Raw genomic sequence first — 19,031 nt, forward strand, 5'->3', positions numbered from 1 at the left:
TAACCAACAGACCAACCATTAACCAAGACCAAGACAAATATGCTTTATCACTTTATGCACCGCCTGCCCATGGAGGGCTTAGTGGCGGACTCCCTACTCTTCGCCCTGCTGCACGCTATGGTGCTGGTGGCGATCTTCATCGACCTAGCCGCAGGCTGGCACAAGGCCAAGCGCCTCGGACAGGCGCGCACTTCCAAGGCGCTACGTCGCACCGTCAGCAAGATAAATAGCTATTACAGCTGTCTCCTCCTCCTATCCATGGTGGACGTGGCGCTCTACCTGATAGACGTCTGGGAGCGCTTCGGCGTGCCTGAGCTACCGTACTTCGCGGCTTTGGGCACGGTCTTCATCCTCATCATTGAGTTACGCAGTGTCTACGAGAATAGGAGCTTTAACGATCCCCAAGCCCCCGACGAAGACGAGGCGATCCTGAGCGATAAGGTCAAGGCGCTAGGCATGACGCTGCGCGACGTGGCAGCCTTTGCTAAGGAGCACAGAGAGCTGCTGGATGAAGTGCTCAAGGGAAAGGAGGCAAGCGATGGAAAGTAAGCACAAGTACTTTAGCCTAGCCGAACTGCTCAGGAGCGAGACGGCGGAGAAGCGCGGCATCCCCAATGTCCCCAGCGCCGACGTCGTGGCGGAGCTGCACCGACTGATGGACTACCTAGACAGTGTGCGCGAGAATTACGGCGCTCCGATACGCGTCTCCAGCGGCTACCGCAGCCCTGCCCTCAACGCAGCGGTCGGAGGCAAGCCCACGAGCCAGCACCTCAAGGGACAGGCGGCCGACCTAGTCACCGACGACCTAAAAAAACTGGGCAATGTCATCCGTCGCTTCGGAGGCTTCGACCAGCTCATCTACGAGCATGTGGGCGGGGCTCGGTGGATCCACGTGTCCATAGCCCCAGAGGGTAGGCCACCTCGGGGTGAAGTCCTATATATAACGAAGTAACAGTATCTGACTATGCATTGCATCAAGCAGAACGCAGATCAGCTCTACCGCGTGCGACGTGGCAACGACCAGCCGTTTACGCTGGTCGTCCGCCGCTCGCCCGAGGGCTACGAACTCGGGGAGGGTAAGGGTGAACAGCTCAGCCCCGAGGAGCTCCGCGAGCTGAGTGTCACCATCTACGAACCCAACTTTGGAGAGGGCTTCACGCCCGACATCCGCACCTTTGGCGATGCTCTAGGATTCGAGCTCAGCCGCGAGCACACCGAACGCTACGGGCTGGGCATCTACGAGGTGGAGGTATCGTTTACCATCGACGGTGAGGACGGAAGGACGCTGCGCGCGCCCCTCTGCCTTGTCGTCAAGGGGGGCGCACACTTCACGGCGCAGAACCATCAGTTAGTCCTCGATCTTGCCCCCATAGCCAAGGGCGAGCGAGGATATCGAGGCCAAAGCGCCTACGAGGCGTACCTTGATAATACGGACGACTACCCTAAGCTCACGGAGGCTGAGTGGATCGCCTCGCTCAAGAGCGCGGCAGATAAACTGCTCGAGGCAAAAGGCTACACGGACAGTAAAGTCGGGGAGCTATCAACCGCGGCCTCCAGCGCCCGAGAGAGCCTCAGAGAGTCGCTGGCTGAGTCAATAGCTAGTGGTATCAATACTGCGGTGTCGACAGCTAATGGATATGCGGACACCAAATTTGGCATAGCCAAGGGATACGCGGACACTGTGCTAACCCTGGCTAAGGGGTATTCGGATGGTCAGCTGGGTATAGCTAGGGGGCACTCTGATACTAACCTCGGGCTGGCTAAGGGGTACGCCGACAATGGCGACGCAGCGACACTTAAGGGCGCAAAAAACTACACTGACCTCCACGTCAAGAAAGCACGTGAGGAGGCACACCAGGAGAGCGAGCTCGTGCGCGAGCTGGCCTATGGTAAGTCCAGGCGCTTTCTCGCCGCCCTCCCGCCAGCCGAGTACAAGGAGGGCGATGAGTGGGTGCTGACTGCGGACTGGACAACCCACAAGCACGGCACTGCGCTAATCGCGGTCAAGGACTCGCGGGCGGGCATCTACTCGCCCGAGGATTGGGCGGAGCTGTACAAGTACTCGCAGATGATTGAGGAGGTCAAGCGTTGGAACGTGCATACTCACACGTTTGACCTGACGCAGCTGGACGCGACCAAGTACTACGCGGCGGTCATCCATATGACTGGTACTAAGAGCATCCCTCATAAGCAGCCCGCGCACTTTGACATCGCGCTGTATGCTGGGCTTGACCCGAGTGTGCCTAAGCCGCCTTATGCGACACATCCGCAAGGCTTTAACCTCGATCTGCGCTGGAGCGTCAATGCCTCGGGCTACGGAGGGCGCAGCGAGGACAGGATGGTCAGCGGCTACAGCAAGGTCTGGGTAGCTCAGGGAGAGGAGGTCGTGAGCGCGCCAAAGCAGCTAATCGCATTGAGCGCGGAGTTTGTGTACCTACGCGGCGGCGGACGCTACCTCGTGGAGGTTAAGTCGGACGTCGCCCCTGCCTTTGCCCTCGCGACCGAACGCTGGACGATCAAAGGCTATGAGACACACGGCATCCCCTCGCCTGTCGATAGCGTCACGCCGCCGAAGACGTCACTAGTCGAGGCGGAGGAGCGAGCAAATAATAAGGTGAGTGCGCTTGAGGCTCGGCTAGCGGCTATTGCCGAGGAGGTGAGGGTGCTCAAGGCTAAACAGTCATAACAATGAGAGATATTAAAGGACAATCATTATGGGCTGCGCTGGCCGTAGCCGCGCTCGCCCTGCTGCTCCTGCTCGCTGGCTGCGGTAGGCGCATCGTCACCGTGCCCGTCGAGCGGGTGCGCATTGAGTGGCGCGACAGCATACGGCGCGACAGCATTATTGTCCGCGAGCGCGACAGCGTTGTAGTCGACAGATACGTCAAGGGTGACACCGTACACGTGGATAGGGTGATCACCCGCTGGCGCGACCGAGAGAGCCACAGCGACGCCTCGGGCGTGAGGGTGCGCGTCGACAGTATCCCCGTCGTACACGAGACCATTAAGGAGGTGCCCAGGCACTGGGTCAAGGACGTACGTGCAGCCGCCCTGTGGTGCTGCCTGCCGCTGGCGTTGCTCGGCCTACTACTCCTTCTGAGGCGCTGGCGGAGTCCTACTATTTAATCACCAGCTCGAGCCTCTTTTAATTAGAGCCCGCCCAATGACCTACGTATTAGATAGATACGTGTGCTCCTTGGGCGAGCCTATTTAATATGATGAGGATGGGCGATTTAATACGCCCCTCCCTACCTAAGACGATAGCAGGCACTGCTACGGTTGAGTCGTTTTTGATGTTGTTCTGATGGTTATTTGTTGCTCAGCACTTAATGAATGATACATAAAGTTCTATAATAGTGCTGGTTTACATATTAAAACTACATTCTGCATCGGTAAGTAGGAGCTTATTAACAAGTATCTTACAAAAGGGGAAGGCGCTCTCCACGAGCGCCTTCCCCTTTTACTTGGAGCCTCCTTGCTTAGCTGTATCAATGCTCCCCGTCCTAAGGGAAGGAGTCGTTTACGTTGCCTTTCTGCTGCTCTTCTAGAGACGCCCCCACTTCGGTGAGCTTAGCAAGTCCAAGCCCAGCAAGCTGTACGGCGACGAAGCCAAATCAAGGTGCGAGCCCTTGTGCAGAAATGCCATCCCAACGCTAAGAGACATCAGTGAAGCCGCCCGAGGGATATCAGTCAGCCCTCCCGATGGATATCAGTCAGCCCGCTGAGGGACGTCAGTCAAGCGACTGAGCGATATCGGTCAGCTCCGTGAGGGATATCCCTCGCGGAGCTGGGGCAAAGCAGTCAGCTCGCGGCGAGGCTGTACACTCTTTGCTGAGTGCCCATACACTCTTTGCTGCACTGCCATTCGCTCTTCGCTCGGGAGCTTGGGAGGGCCTCGCAGCGTATACAGAAGCTTGTGCTCAAGATTATAGGCTAAGGCCGCTACCTTGCCTAGCACTGCGGCGTCCTTAGGCGGGGAGCAATAGCTAGCCGAGTGAAGTTTGTATAGATTGTACGTCTACCTTCTCTACAATCAGACCAAGAGATTATAAGAAGGGAATTATCATTAAATTCGTATTGTCTATTTCGATTATATAAGGTCCCGAGAGCTAATTATGAATCTAATTACAAGAGATCATCTCGATCGCTGGGCTGACACCCCTGATGCCAAGTCTACCTTCCCATATCTCATCTCTAGATTGGTGAGAGCCTCTACTCCCGCCAACACAAAAGTTAATATCCCATGGGGGAGTGCTAGCTATATTGGGGGCTGGGATGGTGTTGTACAGTGTAGCATTGAGACTAGACATATTCCCCTAGGCACCTCCCTTTGGGAGTTCGGCACCTCCAATAATTGCGTAAAGAAGGCGAATGACGACTATGAAAAGCGAAAAAGCGAACCTCTAGGCTTCGACCCAAAGGAGGTAACCTTCGTATTCGTTACCCCAAGGACCTGGATCAAAAAAGGGGACTGGATAGAAAAGAAGCGGAGAGAAGGTCATTGGAAGGATGTACTCGTCTATGATGGAGTAGACCTAGAACAATGGCTTGATGAGGCCCCTGCCGTATCCAGGCACTTTGGGACAGAGGTGGGAGTCTATCCAGAAGATGGAATGATTACAGCGGAAGAGTTCTGGAGCGAATGGTCCATTTCAAGGAAGCTTACCTTACAGCCTAGTTGTGTGATTTCTGGGAGAGGAGCTGAGAAAGAAAAGCTCCTTACAGCTTTAGATGAAGAAGCGGTTCTGATCGGAGTAAGAGCCTCAACGAAGAGAGAAGCGATTGCTTTCATTGCCGCAGCAGCGTGTACCGCTACAACTGGCCGATCACTTTCGCGCACCTTGATCATCAACACAGAGGACAACTTCCGTAGTATCCTCACAAATGCACATCCTCTGATTCTCATTGCTCAATTTGACAATCCAGATCCACTTTATAGAGCAACAGAAAATGGACATCATGTCTTAGTGCCATTAGGGGCGGATGATGAATTCAATATGGAGAGTATCATCCTCCCTGCTGTAGATCGAAATGAATTGATTCAGTCATTAATTGCAAGTGGCCTTACAAGCGATGAGGCATATATGTACACGAGGGAGTCTGGACTTGACCTTACATCTCTCCGTAGGCTTTTGGCCTTCCCTGCTTATGGAGCTGAATGGATGAGCACACAGAATGTTCGAGAGATCATTCCCGCACTCCTCGTAGGTAGATGGAATGAAGGTTATCCAGGAGACACTGAACTCCTAGAGCGCTTGTCAGGGAAAGACTACAAGGACTATCAAGAGATATTATATCCATGGCTTCATTTACCCAACGCTCCACTCAAGCAAATTGGACGAAAATGGAGATTGACCTCTCCTTTGGACTTATGGTCTAGCCTGTCTTCTAGACTTACGAAGAAAGACCTTGAGGTATTTCAAGAGTGTTTTCAGCTGGCCTATGAATCCGAAAATTCCCATATCGATGCTGAGGCAGACAAGGGTCTCCTCTCGACCTCGAGCTCTCAAGAGAGAAGATACTCCTATTGGATCAGAGAAGGCCTCGCTCAATCACTCATCTTAATATCCGGGATAGGGAAGGACAAGTCTCATCGTATAGGGGATGCCCAGAGATGGGTCGATACCATCATAGAGAAGCTACTCTACAATGCGGACGAGAGTGTTTGGCTTTCTGTCCACAAGGAGCTTCCTCTCCTTGCAGAGGCCTCCCCGAGGAGCTTTCTTAACGCAGTGAGAGACTCTTTATCTTCTACTAATCCAGCGATCATGCGACTCTTCAAAGAAGAGGAGGGATTTTGGTCGAAAAGGAGCCATCACCCAGATCTTCTACGGGCTCTCGAAGGACTGGCTTGGCTGCCCGAATATCTGCAGGAATCTAGTTCGATTCTTCTAACGCTAGCTAAACTTGATCCCGGAGGTTCTTTAGCTAATAGACCAATGAATAGCCTCGTAAATATCTTCCATCCTTGGATGTATCAGACACTCGGCTCATGTAGCGAAAAGATTAACACCTTAAAGAGCCTCGTAGATCAGGATCTAGAGGTCTCTTGGGATCTCCTAGTAAAGCTATTCCCGCACTCAGAGGTCGTAAGCAACCTAACTTATAGGATGCGTTGGAGGATGTTCAAGGAAAGTACAGCGCCTTGGTATGATCCTCAAGAAATAGCAACTATGTTTTCGGAGCTGACCGATATGCTAGTAAGCCGATATGCTATCGATGACAAACGACTCTCCGAACTAGTTGCAGCGGCAGCACGGAAAGAAATAGGCTCGCGGAATCGAGAGCGTATTCTACGTCGATGTTTCGAAGTAGCAGGTGGCATTAGCCAGAAGGAACACCAGGCTTGGAATAGACTCCGTGACATTCTAAGTAGACACAGACTGTACGTCGATACCGATTGGGCCCTGACGGAGGAAGAGCTAGCTCCCTTTCAGGAGCTATACAGCCAACTGCAACCCGAAGACGTGATAGAGAGGTCGATTTGGCTATTCAATGATGAGTTTCCCGCCATAGTAGTTCCTCCCTCTAGGACTATAGATCCTCTCAAACAGCACCAAGAGAGAGTAGTGCAAATCAAGCTCGCGAGAGAAGAAGCTGCAAGAGAGCTCATCAATCAAATGGGACTAGCCAAGACGATCGCGTTAAGGAAAGTGGTAAAGCAACCGCGAACTCTTGGAGAAACCTTGGCCGCCGTGCTCACAAGCTCTCATGATATCCAGCGTATATACGAATGTCTAGAAGATGATGACTCGCTCATTGAATTTACTCATGGGTTTATCTATGAGCGCCCAGAACATAGAGATCTGCAACTATTGCAGATATTGGTCCAGGACCTCCAAAAGGTAGGACTCAGTACCAGAGCTATAGCAAACGCTCTTGTGGGAGGGCCTCAAAATAAAGAACTCTGGGACTACATAGACACACTGTGTGAGGAGGTACAACAAGAGTTCTGGCGAAGGATTCGACCTTTATGTGTTCCGATTCTTGATGGGGATCTTGTCTCGTTTATAGGAAAGCTACTACAACACCGCAGATTCTACTCAGCAATAGATATTGCTTGGCTTGGTCGAGACCAGCTCCCTAGTAAGATAATCGTTGATTTACTACGACAAGCTGCGACGAAGGAAGCCTCAGAACCTGGGCATATTGATCAGGATGCAATAGGAATGCTCTTCCGAGCACTCAATAAACGTCAAGACGTCGAGCCTAGCACAATGCTAGAGTTAGAAATCCTCTATCTTGAGCAGCTCATGTATAAGGGGGCTGGAATAGGCGCACCGCACATAGAGGCAGAACTTGCCCACAACCCAGAAAGCTTTGTTCAACTTCTGGAGTGGCTGTATCTCCCTAAAGATCCAAGTCTACAAGAGAAAGAGTCTGAAGGTTTATCTGAGGAGCAGAGACAGAACGCAGCTCATAGAGCCTATTTAGTATTGAGTACTTGGACTAAAATACCGGGAATGCGAGAAGACAAGTCTATTGACGCAGAGGCACTATGGGCTTGGGTGGAAGAAGTTAGAAGCTTGGCAAAACATAGGAATAGGATAGAGGTCGCTGATGCCGAAATCGGTCGTATCCTGGCTCGATACCCGATGGACTCTATCGATAGGGCAGAAGAAGCGATCTTCCACACTATAGAGCGCATCAATACGGAAGATATAAAGAGAGGATACTTAATAGAGCTATTCAATCAACAAGGTGCAACTATCAGGGGGGTATTCGATGGGGGCGCCATTGAACGGCAACGAGCAGAATCCTTCGGGAGCCTAGCCCAAAAGACCCGCCGTGCCTATCCAAACGTATCAAAGATATACCAGGATCTAGAGAACAGGTATCTACGTGAAGCTCATAGGAAAGATGAAGAAGCCGAGGTCGCAAAGCTAGACGGCTAAACACACACCCGAAGCATTGCACTTAGCACACTAGGCCTATTTATTCCGCGCTCTGACAGATATGAGTTCACCGAACGGAGTAGTATGATTAAGATGCTGCCACTAGAGGCGGCTCTTCCTCTGTAAAGCTGCCTGCGACCCGCAGTTGAGTAATAACATAGGTATCGAAGAGAAAGGCCGAGCGCCTCGTCCCCAGGTGGGGGCGAGGCGCTCGGCGTTTTGGGGGAGGCTCCCGCTGGGGGAGCGAGGGGAGGGCTAGAAGATGTACTTCAGACCGACCTGAGCACGCCAGCGAGAGTTGATGTCGCTGTAGCTCCAGGGCTGCTTGGTAGCGTGGTTGAACTCGTAGCTCCCGTCACGCAGCACGGTGATCGGCGTGATGCTGCTGTAGTTCACGTAGGGCTCCATACCCCAGCCGCGGTTCAGCAGGTTCGTCAGGTTGATGACGTCGGCGTTGAGCTGCAGCGTGTGACGGCGGCCGCCTACGTTGACGAAGAAGTCCTGAGCGAAGTGCAGGTCCACCTTGTGGATGAAGGGCGCGACGAAGGCATTACGAGGTGCGATGCGACCTACGTACTGAGCGATGTCGGGATTCTCCTTGAGGAAGGTAGCGTAGTCCATCGCGGAGCGCGAGCTGGAGGCCATCGTCGAGGGGAGGTAGGCTAGGTCGTTGCTCGTACCATCGCCGTTGATGTCGCCATTGTAGAGGATGGAGTAGCGAGGACCCGACTGGCCGTTGTAGATGAGGCCGATCGTGGTAGCGAAGTGCTTGGCGTACTCGACGCGGTAGTTGAGCTGGGCGATCAGGCGGTGGCGAAGGTCGAAGCTGGAGTAGCTGACTTCGTCGGCGTTGATATCGTTCGAGTAGTTGAACTTCCAGTTCGACTCAGCCTGGCTGGAGAGCCCGTCATTGCCGACGACAGCCGCACCGTAGGTATAGGCTACCGAGGCATCGAGGCCGTGACCGAAGTCCTTGCTCAGCGTGGCGGTGAAGTTATAGGTGTAGCCCTTATTCGAGTTCTCTATCATGATGACGGAGGAATAGAGCTTGTCGTCGCGACGCGTATAGGTGGGACGCACCTGGCCAGGAGCGTGGGTGATCGCCTTGCCTGGGCTGAGGGCAAGGTTGCGGTAGCGGATGTTGTTCAGGTTCTTGGTGAACATCCCCTCGATGGAGGCCTTGACGCCCCAGGGAAGGTTAGCCTCGAAGGCCAGGTTGGTACGCCATACCTGAGGGTAGGTGAAGTTCTTGGCCACGAGGTCTACCTCAGTGGAGCCAGGGACGAAGTTAGCGTTGCTCTGGGCGCTACGTGGGTCAGCGCTGAAGCGGACGGAGCCGAGCGTCTTGTTGTTGCCCTCGTAGAGCGAGGTGCGCTCGACCTCGATGCCCGAGTTGGAGAAGCTATTGGAGATCCATACGAAGGGCACGCGACCGGTGAAGACACCCGTACCCCCGCGGATCGTGTAGCGGCGGTCCTCATCTACCGAGTAGCGGAAGCCGAAGCGGGGAGAGAAGAGGGGCTTGATGCCGGGGAGGTAGTGGTTGGTCACTTCGTACTCGCGAGCGATGTCGCCGCTATTGAACTTCTTGTTCTCCGTAGGACGGTCGAGGAAGAAGGGAGCATCGACACGCAGACCGTAGGTCAGACGCAGCTGGTCGTTGACCTTCCAGTCGTCCTGCGCGTAGAGGCTGACCTGGCCAGCGTGGAACTGAGGCGACCAGAGGGGAGTACCCGTCACTGCGGTGTTGACGCGGGAGAGGTTGTAGGTCGAGGGACCCACTTCACCAGCCGTGCCGATGGTCATGAAGTCCACGAGCCCAGGCTGTACGATGGGCTTACCTCCAGCAGGGTTGGGGACCTCACGGTTGCGGTACTCGTAGGTGCCGTAGAGGTTATTGATGAAGAGGTTGCGCATACGGAAGAACTCGTTATGCGTACCGAAGGTGAAGGTGTGGTTCCCAGCGTTCAGCGTAAGGTTGTCCGTCAGGGAGAAGATGTCCTGATCCAGCTCATTGGCCCCTGAGAAGGGATCGGTACCCGCGAAGATGCGGCGGCCACCACCGAGGTTGATCGTCACCGAGGGGAAGGGCTTCCCGGGGAAGCTGCGCTTGTCGCGGATACCGCTGTAGCTAGCACGCAGCTCGTTGGAGACGGTGCTGGAGAGGCGGGAGTTGAGCTCAGCGACGAAGGTGTTGGTGACGCTACGCTTGGTGTAACCGTAGTTACTGAACTTGAGTTGCGTGGCGCTATTGCTGAAGACGTAGGGCTTGTCATCGATGTGGCTGTAGCGCAGGGTAAGGTGGTGGGCCTGGTTGATGTTCCAGTCCAGACGCAGCAGCCCCTTGTAGGTCTCCTCGGGGATGTCCTGTGCCTTGTAGCCACCAGCGTCGTAGCCGAGCTCCTGGAGCTTCTTGGCTACCTGCTCAGCCTCCTCGACGGTGATGCGGGAGAGGCCATCGCCAGGGATGAAGGTAGCGGGTGTGACCTTCTTGACATACTCAGCGTTGGCGAAGAAGAAGAGCTTGTCCTTAATGATGGGCCCGCCGAGGGTGAAGCCGACGGTGTTCTCATACTGCTTGGACAGCTTGGTGCGCTTAGCGACATCCTTACCTGCCGTCGATCCGTAGAAGTCCTGATTATGGTAGAAGTCATAGACCGAGCCGTGCAGGGTGTTGGTCCCAGACTTGGTGATGGCGTTCATGCCGCCACCCGTGAAGCCCGACTGACGGACGTCGAAGGGAGCGATGACGACCTGCAGGGCATCGATGGCCTCGATGGAGATAGCGTTCTTGCCGCTCTGCCCGAGCCCGAAGACGTCGTTGTTGACGGCACCGTCGATCTGGAAGCTATTGAAGCGGCTGTTGGCGCCAGCGAAGGAGCCGTTACCGTTGGACTGCGGCGTGAGCTTGGCGATGTCCATGATGCTGCGCGATACGGTAGGCACGCGCTCGATGTTGCGGCGGGAGAAGCTCGTCCCAGCGCCCGTCTTCTGGAGGTTGAAGGCACTGCCCTTCTTCCCCGTGACGACGACCTCGGTGATCTGCGTCGCGCCGTCCTTCAGCTTGACATTGATGGTCTCGGTCTCGCCGAGCGCCAGGCTGATGTTGTTGAGGGTAAGGGCATCGTAGCCGATGTAGGAGATGGTGATGCTGTAGGGGCCTCCAGGGCGCATCCCGACGATGCTGTAGTTCCCCTTGGCGTTGGTCACGGCGCCATAGGTCGTCCCCGAGGGGAGGTGCTTGGCGACGACGCTTGCGCCGATGAGGTGTTCCTTAGAGGCCTGATCTATGACCGTACCCGTGAGGGCCGAGGTCGTCACCTGCGCCCAGAGGCTGGACGAGGCAAGGCAGATCATCGCCAGGGCGAAGAGACGAAGTAGAGACTTCTTCATACGCTTGCTTTTGTGAAGTGGTGAGAGGTAAATTAGATGGTAGTAGCTGCGCGCTCGCAGCCTCGTGGTACTGTGGACGATGCGTCCTAGTCACTAGGAGTCATCGCCTGAGCCCCCGCCCTAGGACTAGAGGGGGGATAAGTAAAATACGGATACCCACACTCGTCTCCTAGTGGGGGCGAAGGTGTGGGTATCCGTCATATTAGATCGAGTACATCTCCGTGGAGCGTGAGGTCTCGATTATTCTGCGCTTGCTTCTTCCTGTGCGGGTGCTTCTTCCTGTGCGGGTTCAGCCTCTGCCTCGGCAGCAGCCTTAGCCTCAGCCTCAGCCTGCTTCTTAGCAGCTACAGCAGCAGCCTTAGCCTTGTTGGCAGCCTGCTCTGCCTCGAGGGCAGCCTTAGCAGCGTTCTCCTTGTTCTTAGCCAGGCTAGCCTTGACATCGCTCAGCTGGCCGTCCTTCTTAGCCTTCCAAGCCTCGAACTTAGCCTCTGCTGCTGCTTCGTCGAAGGCACCCTTCTGTACGCCGCCCTGGAGGTGCTTCTTCAGCAGGACGCCTTCGTGGGAAAGGATGCTACGAGCGGTGTCGGTGGGCTGTGCCCCCGTGTTGAGCCAATACAAAGCGCGCTCGAAGTTCAAATCTACTGTGGCAGGATTGGTGTTGGGGTTGTAGGTACCAATCTTCTCAATAAACTTGCCATCTCGTGGCGCTCTACTGTCTGCGACGACGATCTTGTAGAAGGCGTAAGCCTTACGACCGTGGCGCTGCAATCTAATCTTAGTTGCCATTTAGTTGAATCTAGGTTAGTAACTCTTGCTTACTTGCATTAGTCGCCGCAAAGATACTCCAAATACTGGAGATAGCAATACTCCCGTAGGGATGTGCCGAAGGTAGGGAAGTCCAAGCCCCCTTACGGTGGGGGACTGGGGAGGGACAAGGGGCGGCGCAGCGCGTGCCTAAGGGGAGCCGTCCTGAGGGATATCAGTCAGGAGGCTGAGGGACGTCCATAAAGCGTGTGAGGGATACCGGTCAGCGCGGCTGACTGGTATCCCTCACAGAGCGGGGTGCTAGGTCGAGGCTAGCGCCCCCGAGGCTAAGGACTAGCGGATGACCTTGCCCTGGCTGTCCTTATTGGAGCGCGAGGCGACCTTGATCTCGAAGTCCGAGGTCGTATTGTCGTCGTCGACGAACTTACGCCCGTCCCAGCGACGCGACAGCGCTAGACCCGAGATACGGGGGTACTCGTTCTTCGGCGTATTGCGCGAGGCGACCTCCGTGACGGCGTTGTAGCCGCGGTCCAGCTTGGTGGGACGCATCTGGTAGAGGCGTTTGGGGCAGATGGTGATGCAGTCGATGACGTGGCTGAAGGGCACCTCGATGACGTAGAAGTCGGCGAAGCTGCTGCTAGTAACGGTGATGTAGTGCAGGTAGCCGCGGTGTCCCTTGCTGTCCTTGTGGTTCTTGGCAAAGTCCTCCTTCGTCCACGGCAGACGGATCAGCGCCAGCCCGCTACGCTCGGAGACGTCGTGGAAGTTGTAGGCGGGGGCGAGCTTGCCGTAGCTATCCGTGTAGGTGTAGATGGCCTCGAGGTCGGGCACCTTGGGGTTGTTCTTGCCCTTGGCATCATTGGAGAGGAAGGCGGCATTGGTCCACTCGTAGTCGGCCTTACTTAGGTCGAGGAAGGCCTCGTAGCCGTGGTACTCCTTGATATCGAAGGGCTCATCGGGCTCGTCCTTGGAGGCTTCCTCGAGCTCGCGGACATAGTTCGCCTTGTGGTCGATGGCGTACTTGGCGATGACGACCTCCTGCTTAGGCTGGATGGGATGATCCTTGCCCGTGCCAGGGAAGCACATCATGCTCCCGACGCCGTAGTACTGGTTGACGAAGTTGTCCTTGGGGGCGAACTGCAGGCTCGTCGAGGGGTCGATGGCATTGGAGCAGAGGGCCAGCCCGTCGAGGTACTTGACCTCGTCGGTGGGGTTGTAGATGACGATGTACTGATCGTCGTCGTACATCTGCTTGGGAGAGAGGTAGCCGTACTTCTTGGAGTCGCGCTGCCAGTAGTGCCCGATGTAGAAGACCTCCTTGATGATGAGGTGGTCGACACGGCTGCGGGCGTTGGATTGCTTCTTGGGCATCCCGTTGCGGGTACAGCTGCTGAGCCCTGACACGAGGGCGATCAGCAGGTAGAGGCCGTAGCGGGATAGGCTATGCTTGGTCATATATATACGGTGTTAGGGAGCTGTCTAGAGGAACCAGTTGCCGAGGCCTGAGCCACCGCCCACGCCATGGGTCTGCACATTCTGCGCCGCCTCGAGGGCCTCCTCCGAGCGCAGGCCGATCTCCTGCCCGAGGAAGTAGTAGAAGGGGTCGTTGGGGTCGATCGTCGTCGGGTCGGTGTCGAAGCTGCTGCAGAAGACCTTGATCGGGATATTGAAGCGCAGCACATCCTTCCACTGCGAGTCTGCGCCGTACTCCTTAGCCTCGTCCGGGTTGTGTGCGTCGGCGCAGATGAACTTGCTGAGGAACTGGTAGGTCGAGTGGCGGCTGAGGTAGGTGTCGCGTGGGATGAGCGCCTTCTTACCCTTGGGACACTTCATCACACGCACGGAGAGGTAGAAGCGCGGCAGGAGATAGGTGGGGCGCGTGTAGCGTCCGCCCTGCCCCGTCGTGGGGTCTACGCGGCGCGTGATCTCCAGCGGCCAGTCGCGGTGGGCGCGGTCGCTCTCGTCGGCCTCGATGTCGAAGTTGAAGTGTCCCTTCAGCCCGACGCGGTCCTGGTCGTAGGGGCCTACCGCCCAGTTGGCATCGTCCTTGGTCAGCGGCGGTAGGAGGCGCTGGTTGAAGAGCTCGCGCACGCCGTCGCCCATGGCGTCATGCACCCAGGTATCGCGGTAGGTGTACTGGAAGATGCTGGGGGTCAGCTTCGCCCGATCCTGCCAGGTGGACTTACCCGCGAAGGTGGGTGAGGGGATAGGCTTAGGGTCGATCGTGCCGCCCTTGACCCACTCGCCGAACTGGTCACGGCCAGGGCGCCAGGTGCCACGCACGTCCATCACCTCGTAGGGCTGCCCCTTGTCGTCGACCTCACTGACGGTGAAGAAGATCTGGTATTGGTCGGACTGCTCGAGGATACGGTCGTTCATCAGGCGCCCCTCCTTATCGAAGAAGTAGAGGACGATCCCCCAGCGCTTGAGCTTCCCACCTATGATGCGGATGTAGTCGGGGCCTTGCTTGCCCTCGTTCTGCTCAAGGTAGGTGACGGTGCTATTGCGCTGGATATCGACCCGAGGCCAAGGCCCCATGCCGTTGTGGATGATGGCGAACTCCTCCTGACGCCAAGGGGCGTTGTGGTAGACGAAGTTGCCGTGCACCATCCCTTCGCTGCCGTGGGAGTGGCCTTCCTTGAACATGACCAGGCAGGTCGCCCAGTCCTTGAAGGCGCCCTCAGGGTCGGGATTCTGCAGCGGCTCGCTGACCTTGACCTTCAGCAGGCTATCGACGTAGCGGTCGGCGCCGCTGTGCGGGACGGCCTTAGCATTGAGGGGGCTGTCCTCGTAGTCCACATGGACGTTGCCGAAGACGAAGCTATCGCAGGACGTGAGGAGGCTACAGAGCCCCAGCAACGCCAGCGCGGATAGAAGTATTCTATTCATCTGATCTTCTCGGTATAGTGGGTGGAGGGGGTGTGACTACATGAGTACCACATTGTGCCGGTACTGCTGGAGGTAGCTCGCGGGCGAGGAGAGGAGCTGCCAGAGCTTCGTCTTGTCGACCTGAGGGTAGTAGCGCTTGACCGACTCGTAGCACTTCTCGGCTCCGTCCTTGGCGTCGGCGATCACGCGGATAGGCAGGGGGTAGTCGATGTCGAAGCTATCCCAGCCCGGCTGCAGCTGGTTGAAGTCCCAGAGGTAGCCCTCGTTGGAGTTAGCCACGTTGCCGTACTTGGCGGGCTTCTCCGTCTCGCCGACGATGCGGGACACCTTATTCTGGATATGGCAGATACGTACCTGGAGCTGGAAGGCTAGGTTAGCCTTGCGGAACTGCATGACGCCCTTGAAGCCGAGGCGGTCGCGGGGAGTCCCCACGTCGAGGCTACGGCTCTGGCGCAGGAAGCCCACCGTCTCGCCATAGCGCTGGCGTGGGGCGTCCGTGTCTGGGTCTACGAAGTCATCGCTGTAGCTGTCGGTAAAGGTCTTACCCAGCTCCTCCTCTACGGGGTCCGTGTCGCGGTACTCATAGGTGAAGAGCTCGGGGGTGAGCTTCCCCAGCGTCTGTAGGTCGATGCCCTTATAGAGGCGGTAGCTCTTGCCGTCCTTGGCCGTGTAGGGCTCGGCATACTCGGGCTTGCCCGAGACCTCGATAGAGCGCCAGGCGAGCTCCTGGCTGTAGGGGACGAGGTTGCCACCTAGGGTGTAGTTCTCTGGGGCAAAGATGTTGCTGGTGGAGAACTTAGAGGCGAGCTCGGCCTTACCCCCCTTGTCGCGGAAGGTATAGCGGTCGTAGTACAGGGGCTGATCCCCGAGCGTGCGGGGGTAGGCTAGGTAGGTGGCCTTGCGCGTCTCGGTCTTGCCGCCCGAGGTGAAGGCTTGGTTCAGCGAGCTATTACCTATGCCGAAGAAGTGCTGATGCACCAGCAGCGTGGCGTTATCCTCGTCTGGGATGGGATAGCCCTCCTTGCTGCGCTTGAAGGGATAGCCTGAGAACTGGTGGTTGATCAGCATCCCATTCTGGTCGTAGTACTTGAGCTCGAGGCCGTAGTAGAGGTTATCGGAGACGACGACGTCGAAGTGGTCACGCTCCGAGACGATGGTCATCTGTCCCTCATCGTCCTTGGCGATGTCGATCTCCTGCATCAGCGGGATGTTGTGCCCGTCGCCTACCACGTGGTAGCTGGCGTAGGTCTGGACCTGCTCGCTGCCGTCGGGGCCGACGCCGATCGTGGCGCCCTTGACCGCTACGCGCAGGATGGCATGGATGGCATAGATCTGCTCGTGGCCCTTGACATCACGCTCGATGGAGGAGGCGGGTGCCTGGATGAGGCCCTTGAAGAACTCATCCACGCGGTCCTCCGAGCAGCTCGTCAGCAGCAGTGCCCCGAGGGCGAGGAGCGATCCGTAGAGTGTCTTATTCATATCTAGAACTTGATGAGGGTACGTAGGGAGAGGTTGATACCACGCTCATGGGCGTAGTAGCGGAAGCGGTCGGTGTACTCCTTGTACAGCGCGTTGAGGATGTTGTCCCCGACGAGCATAAACTTGACCTCACGGCGCTCAGGCAGTCGGATGCCGAACTCCAGGGTCCCGTTGAGCAAGAAGTAAGGGTCGGGCGAATCGGAGACGAGGTCCTTGTCGGGGTCGAAGCGCGTCTGCTTCGTCACGTAGAGCCCCGAGAGCGAGAGCGAGCCGTGGTACTTACCCTTCTGCCCGAAGCTGCGCTCGTAGGTTCCCGAGAGCCCATAGCGGTCGGAGGGCATGAAGGGCAGCCAGCCGCCACGCGTCCTATTGCGCGCTAGGATCCACTCGCCCTTGCCCACGAAGGTCAGCCCCTGCATCGCCTGCACCGTAGCCTCGATGTCGGCCCCGTAGAGACGCACGTCATCCTGATCGTAGACGAACTTGGGGTACTTCCCGCTCGGATGATTGTGATAGCGCTCCTTCCCCTGCCCTATATGGTCGTAGATATAGCTGTCGATGTGCTGGTAGAAGGCGCTCGGCTCGATGGAGAGCAAAGGCGTGCGGTAGCGTCCGCCGAGGACGAGCTTGTAGCCGCGCTCGCTCTCGAGACTCTTATTACCCACGACCCAGTACGAGCCCTCCTGCAGCCCGATGGCGTAGAGCTCGTTGATATCCGGTGGGCGCCACGACCAGCCGATATTGGCGCGCACGTCCCAGTGGTCATTGATGGTATAGTGCGAGGCGAGGCTACTGGTGAAGTTGCTATAGAGCTTGAAGTCGTCGTAGTAGGTATAGTTACTAAGGCTCGTATAGCCATTGACGCTCATGACGCGGAAGTCGTAGCGCATCCCGAGGGCACACTGCAGGGCGCCGAACTGTGCCTTATGCAGCACGTGCCCACCCATGGTGAGGGCGGCGAAGTTCGGTACGAAAGCGGGCTGCTTCGTCCCTGGGTAGTTGAAGTTGGTCTGGTAGGTGCCTGCCGTCCCTACGTCGGTGGTCATGCCCCAGCGGTGCCAGCGTGCGTGCCAGCCTAGGTCGACCTTGAAGGTCTTGAGGATCAGGTCCTGCATCGGCACCCAGCTCCACTCAGTCTTCTTGCGGTTCTCGAACTCCTGACGGAGGTTCTCCTGGAAGGAGGCCGTGACGTCCACCTTGTGGTCATCGTTGATCGTCCACTTCAGCTCGCCCTTGAGGGTGAAGTGCTGCGACTGCTGGAAGGGCGGCTTGATGGTGTAGGAGAAGGGGAAGAAGCTCGAGGGGTCGGGACGCCCGTACTCGAAGCGCTTGGTCAGCTGATCTAGGTCCGAGACCTTACTGGCGTAGTAGATCCCGCTGCGCTGATAGTAGAGGCTGGAGAGGAGCGTCGCCGTCACGCGGCTGCCGTGGTAGCCGAGCTGACCGGAGAGGCTGATATTGTTGTAGCCCGTATTGTTCAGGACATACTCTGCGGTGCTGTAGTCTCCGCCGCGCGTGTACATTCCATGCAGACGGAGTCCCCAGCGGCGGTAGCCCGTCTCGAGGGTCGTCGATCCGCTGAAGCCGCGGGCGTTGGTATCGTAGCCCACATTAGCCTTGCCGCTGAAGTGCAGGCGGTCCTGCCCATGTGGGAGCGGTGCGTCATTGAGCAGGACGACGCCCCCCATAGCCCCGAAGCCATAGCGCACACACTCGGCACCCTTGACGACCTCGACCATGCTGGAGCTGGTATAGTCGATCTCAGGGGCGTGGTCAGCGCCCCAGCTCTGGCTCTCGAGGCGCACGCCATTATTCATCAGGAGGATACGGCTGCTGTGCATGCCCTGGATCACGGGCTTGGCGACCGTGCTCCCCGTGCTGATGGAGCTGACGCCTGGGATAGTCTCGAGCATCTTCGCCAGTGAGGTGGCGCCCCCCTTCTCCAGCTGCTCGCTACTGATGCGTGCCGTCTGCTGGAGCTGGGTGGTATGGCGCTGGCGAGCCGTCACAGTGACCTTGTCGATCTCGCGCACATCTTCCTTGAGGAAGAGGGTGATGGGCTTGCCCTCGATGGGCGTCAGGCTGCGCACCAGCTTCTTGTAGCCGACGGAGCTGACCTCTACACGGAGCGTCGTGGGGAGGCTGCGGAAGCGCAGCGTGCACTGCCCCTGCGCGTCGGTAGAGTTGGGACTAAGCGCCCCCGAGCAGCGCACGATGGCGCCGATGATGGGCTCTCGAGTACGCTCGCTGCGTATGATGAAGGAGAGCTGGTGCTGCTCCGCCTTTGTCTCGAGGTAGCTCGCTGTCCCGGGGTCGGCTGCCAGAGGTAGTGGGCAGATCAGGGGCAGGGCTAGGAGCAAGCCACTGAGCCCGTAGATACGAGTCCAGGGGATGCATTTAGGTACTTGTCTAGCTTGCATAGATATTCATTTCATGATGTTGCGACGATCGATCCTGGTGGCTAGGGGCCAGGCGGTCTTGGTACGGGGGCAAAGGTATCTCAAGGCTTTGAGCCTTTCAATACCCAGTAGTGGGTAATTTTGCCCCACTTTCCCTAGGGCTATACCGAGTAATGCCGATCTTCTGCGGCATTTTACCCAAGGCAGCTCA

11 protein-coding genes are annotated in these 19,031 nt (G+C 57.0%); 5 read left to right on the top strand and 6 right to left on the bottom strand.

The window, feature by feature from the left end:
* The first annotated feature begins 39 nt into the window (after nt 1–39).
* The 5 genes from J4862_RS06120 to J4862_RS06140 all read left to right on the top strand — a co-directional run bounded on the left by J4862_RS06120 (nt 40) and on the right by J4862_RS06140 (nt 7,895).
* On the top strand, nt 40–549 hold the full coding sequence (locus J4862_RS06120; RefSeq protein ID WP_211788243.1) for a phage holin family protein: 510 nt from the start codon (nt 40–42) through the stop codon (nt 547–549).
* Nucleotides 539–952, top strand: coding sequence for a D-Ala-D-Ala carboxypeptidase family metallohydrolase (locus J4862_RS06125; protein WP_211788244.1), 414 nt, complete (start codon nt 539–541; stop codon nt 950–952). Before J4862_RS06120 ends, J4862_RS06125 begins: the two co-directional genes overlap by 11 nt.
* 12 nt (nt 953–964) lie before the next feature.
* Entirely contained in the window at nt 965–2,686 is a 1,722-nt protein-coding gene (locus J4862_RS06130; protein ID WP_211788245.1) for a hypothetical protein, read from the top strand.
* Between the two features lie 2 nt (nt 2,687–2,688).
* On the top strand, nt 2,689–3,126 hold the full coding sequence (locus tag J4862_RS06135; protein ID WP_211788246.1) for a hypothetical protein: 438 nt from the start codon (nt 2,689–2,691) through the stop codon (nt 3,124–3,126).
* Nucleotides 3,127–4,115: 989 nt separating this feature from the next.
* Nucleotides 4,116–7,895: a hypothetical protein gene (locus J4862_RS06140; protein WP_211788247.1), complete on the top strand. Its 3,780-nt coding sequence runs from the start codon at nt 4,116–4,118 to the stop codon at nt 7,893–7,895.
* Between the two features lie 255 nt (nt 7,896–8,150).
* On the opposite strand, the gene J4862_RS06145 is transcribed toward J4862_RS06140, so the two are convergent.
* From J4862_RS06145 to J4862_RS06170, 6 genes are all read right to left on the bottom strand, one after another.
* On the bottom strand, nt 8,151–11,288 hold the full coding sequence (locus tag J4862_RS06145) for a TonB-dependent receptor (RefSeq protein WP_211788248.1): 3,138 nt from the start codon (nt 11,286–11,288) through the stop codon (nt 8,151–8,153).
* 240 nt (nt 11,289–11,528) lie between these two features.
* Nucleotides 11,529–12,074, bottom strand: a complete 546-nt coding sequence (locus J4862_RS06150) for a 30S ribosomal protein S16 (protein WP_211788249.1) — start codon at nt 12,072–12,074, stop codon at nt 11,529–11,531.
* Nucleotides 12,075–12,386: 312 nt separating this feature from the next.
* Nucleotides 12,387–13,508: a DUF4876 domain-containing protein gene (locus J4862_RS06155; protein ID WP_211788250.1), complete on the bottom strand. Its 1,122-nt coding sequence runs from the start codon at nt 13,506–13,508 to the stop codon at nt 12,387–12,389.
* A 24-nt stretch (nt 13,509–13,532) separates the two neighbouring features.
* Nucleotides 13,533–14,942, bottom strand: coding sequence for a hypothetical protein (locus J4862_RS06160; RefSeq protein WP_211788251.1), 1,410 nt, complete (start codon nt 14,940–14,942; stop codon nt 13,533–13,535).
* 36 nt (nt 14,943–14,978) lie between these two features.
* On the bottom strand, nt 14,979–16,421 hold the full coding sequence (locus tag J4862_RS06165) for a hypothetical protein (RefSeq protein ID WP_211788252.1): 1,443 nt from the start codon (nt 16,419–16,421) through the stop codon (nt 14,979–14,981).
* A 2-nt stretch (nt 16,422–16,423) separates the two neighbouring features.
* Nucleotides 16,424–18,841, bottom strand: coding sequence for a TonB-dependent receptor domain-containing protein (locus J4862_RS06170; RefSeq protein ID WP_211788253.1), 2,418 nt, complete (start codon nt 18,839–18,841; stop codon nt 16,424–16,426).
* Between the last annotated feature and the right edge of the window lie 190 nt (nt 18,842–19,031).

Origin of the sequence: Porphyromonas sp. oral taxon 275, assembly GCF_018127745.1 — a bacterium.
Taxonomy (GTDB): Bacteria; Bacteroidota; Bacteroidia; order Bacteroidales; family Porphyromonadaceae; genus Porphyromonas.